The organism is Endozoicomonas sp. ONNA1, assembly GCF_024606325.1.
Lineage (GTDB): Bacteria > Pseudomonadota > Gammaproteobacteria > Pseudomonadales > Endozoicomonadaceae > Endozoicomonas_A.
Map to the genome: position 1 here is coordinate 1 of NZ_JAHHPN010000492.1, position 3,785 is coordinate 3,785.

Below are 3,785 nucleotides of genomic sequence, written 5' to 3' on the forward strand. Positions count from 1 at the left end.
TACCTTGTCATTCATAAAGTTGTTTATGGTCGTATAAGTTGTTACCAGGGAGGCAAGCGTTCGATTGATATCTTAATAAGTATTGGACACTATAGTGGGAAGTGTTTAGTTAATATATTTTGTAATTCAGTGAGCAGCAGTTTTTATCGAACAGAAAGACTGTCGTAATGATGCCGCTGTGTAGGTTGGTTGTCGTTATATATCAGGTCGAGGTCGGTTTTTGATGAGGCTCGAGACAGATAGTCATTCCCTTTCTGTTTGCCCAAATGGTTACTTTTGCCATGATGATGGGTTCTGTAAAAGTTATAGGGTCTCCTTCATGGCTTGGGTGGTGCGGCTTGTCATGAGCCAGGTTTTCTGATGACTGATTTGTTCTGAGAAGTTTTTATCCGGGATGGACGAAAAACGTTTTGAATCACCCGGAGTTATTTATATTTCGATGTGACAATTCTCCTGTCACATCAACTCTTTCTTCACGGATTTTCAAACACGAGGAGTTGCCATCAATGAGCGCACAAGCCAAAGACCTACCAGCAGGATGGGCGGGATTTGCCCGGGGTGAGTGGACTGAAAGCATCAATGTCCGGGATTTCCTCCAGAAGAACTACACCCCCTATGAAGGAGGGGACGACTTTCTTGCCGACGCCACCGAAGCCACCAGTCGACTCTGGGACGATGTTATGGAGGGTATCAAGGAAGAGAACCGCACACATGCCCCCATCGATTTTGATCACGACCTGCCTTCAACTATTACTTCACACCAGGCCGGATACATACAAAAAGATCTCGAGAAGATTGTTGGTCTGCAGACTGATAAGCCTCTTAAGAGGGGTATGATTGCCAATGGTGGTATTCGCATGGTGGAAACTTCCTGTAAAGTATATGGAAAGATGCTGGATCCCATGGTGAAGAAGATCTTCACTGAGTACCGGAAAACCCATAATGCTGGTGTATTTGACGTTTACACGCCTTCTATCCGAAACTGCCGTAAGTCCGGTGTAATTACCGGTCTTCCAGATGCCTACGGTCGCGGACGTATTATAGGTGACTACCGACGTATAGCATTGTACGGTATTGATCGTCTTGTAGAAGACAAGAAAGTACAACATAGCGAGCTGGATTCTACGCTGGAATCCGGAGAGAATCTGGAGCAGACCCTTCAACTGCGTGAAGAGATCATGGAACAGATCCGTGCCCTGATGCAGATAAAAGAGATGGCTGCCGACTATGGCTGTGATATCAGTCAGCCAGCAATAACAGCCCGGGAGGCGGTTCAATGGACTTACTTTGGTTACCTCGCGGCTGTTAAATCCCAGAATGGTGCGGCCATGTCTCTGGGTCGTACAGCTACTTTCCTGGACATTTATATCCAGCGTGACTTGGAAACTGGCAAGATCACTGAAGTTGATGCCCAGGAACTGATCGACCACTTCGTGATGAAACTGCGTATGGTTCGTTTCCTGCGTACGCCAGAGTACGACGAACTGTTCTCCGGCGATCCCATATGGGCGACAGAATCTATTGGTGGTATGGGTCTGGATGGTCGTACGCTGGTCACCAAGAACAGCTTCCGGTTCTTGCATACGCTTTACACCATGGGTCCATCACCAGAGCCTAACATTACGGTGCTCTGGTCTGAGGCTCTGCCCCGGGGTTTTAAGGAATTCTGTGCCAGGGTATCCATTGATACCAGCTCCATTCAATACGAGAATGACGATCTGATGCGTCCTGACATGGACAGTGATGATTATGCCATTGCCTGCTGTGTATCGCCGATGATTGTGGGTAAGCAGATGCAGTTCTTTGGTGCTCGTGCCAATCTGGCCAAAACTCTGCTGTACGCCATTAATGGTGGTGTGGATGAGAAGCTGAAGGCTCAGATAGGCCCGAAGGTTCCCCCAATTACGGATGACGTTTTGGATTACGACACTGTTTACGCGAGCATGGATCATTTAATGGATTGGCTGGCGACTCAGTACGTCACGGCTCTGAATGCTATTCACTACATGCATGATAAGTACTCCTATGAGGCGTCTCAGATGGCGCTTCATGACCGTGATGTGGTTCGTACCATGGCCACCGGTATTGCGGGTTTGTCTGTTGCGGCAGACTCTTTGTCAGCGATCAAGTATGCCAGGGTTAAGCCGGTTCGTGACGAAGACGGTCTGGCGATAGACTTTGAGATCGAAGGCGATTACCCCAAGTTCGGGAACAACGAAGAGCGTGTTGATGCGATTGCCTGTGAGCTGGTAGAAACTTTCATGAAAAAAGTGGCTTCACACAAAACTTATCGTAATGCGATCCCAACCCAGTCTATTCTGACCATTACTTCCAACGTGGTATACGGTAAGAAGACTGGCAATACGCCAGACGGTCGTCGTGCAGGTCAACCGTTTGGCCCGGGCGCTAACCCAATGCATGGTCGTGATACCAGTGGTGCGATAGCGTCTTTGAGTTCTGTCGCCAAGCTGCCATTCTCTTATGCTAAAGATGGTATTTCCTACACCTTCTCTATCGTCCCTAAAGCATTGGGCAAAGATGGAGATGGCCGTCGTCGCAATTTGGTCGGCTTGATGGATGGTTATTTCCATCATGAAGTTGGTCGGGAGGGAGGACAGCACCTGAACGTGAACGTCCTTAACCGTGAAATGCTGGAAGATGCTGTAGAAAATCCAGACAAGTATCCTTCTCTGACCATTCGCGTGTCAGGTTACGCCGTGCGTTTCAACTCTTTGACTCCCGAGCAGCAAAGAGATGTCATTGCCCGTACCTTTACAGCAACCCTTTAGACCTTCCGGGCATTAAGTGACAGAGGCCGGCACTTTGCCGGCCTTGTTTGTAGGATATTTTTATTCTGAAAATTGAATCTTCCCAAGGGCTGCATATCAGGTATTTGTCTGTTTGAGTTGGGGTCATTTATGGCAATTGGACGTGTTCACTCTCTGGATTCATTTGGAACTGTCGACGGTCCGGGTATCCGTTACCTGGTCTTTATGCAGGGCTGCCTGATGAGATGCCGTTATTGTCACAACCGGGATACCTGGAATCTTCGTGAAGGCGGGGAGCTGAAAAGCCACAAAGAAGTGTTTCGGGAAATCAAAAAAGTTAAAAGCTTTCTTTCTGGTGGGGTGACCGTTACCGGCGGTGAGCCTGTTTTGCAGGCAGAGTTCGTTGCTGAACTGTTTGATGAGTGTCGTAAGGAAGGCATTCATACCTGTCTTGATACTAACGGCTTTGCCAAACACATTAACGATGATGTAATCCGCCTGTTAAATAATACCGATCTGGTGCTCCTGGATATCAAGCATATGGATGAAGAGATGCATCATAAGCTGACCTATGTCACCGGCAGTCATACCCGCGACTTTGCTCGATATCTGGCCGAGATTAACAAGCCTGTCTGGATTCGTTACGTCGTAGTCGATGGTTACACAGTCGAACCTCAATATGCTCGAATGTTAGCTGAGTTTATCGAACCCATGAAAAACGTTGAGAAGGTTGAGATATTGCCTTATCACAGTCTGGGGGTTCATAAGTGGGATTTATTAAACGACACTTATGAATTGGAAAAAGTGACTCCCCCCAGCAGAGAACAGCTTGATTTGATCCGGGATGAGTTTACTGTGCGTGGGGTTGTGGCGGCCTATTAAAGTCCTCCCAACGAACATCCTGTTCGGGGAGTATAAGATCGGAATGGCCTTGCCCGGAAGGAGAAGGCCATGACAGTGAGCTTCTAGCAGCCTGTCGGACTTAAGGCTGTCCTACTGCGGTTGCAATAAATTGGT

At 47.9% G+C, this 3,785-nt stretch carries 2 protein-coding genes; both read left to right on the plus strand.

All coding sequences use genetic code 11. From position 1 onward, the window contains the following. The first annotated feature begins 506 nt into the window (after positions 1 to 506). A complete protein-coding gene (pflB, locus tag KDK19_RS11255; RefSeq protein WP_257279995.1) occupies positions 507 to 2,789 on the plus strand; it encodes a formate C-acetyltransferase in 2,283 nt (760 codons plus the stop codon). 129 nt (positions 2,790 to 2,918) lie between these two features. Next, entirely contained in the window at positions 2,919 to 3,650 is a 732-nt protein-coding gene (gene pflA, locus KDK19_RS11260; RefSeq protein WP_257279994.1) for a pyruvate formate-lyase-activating protein, read from the plus strand. Positions 3,651 to 3,785 lie beyond the last annotated feature (135 nt).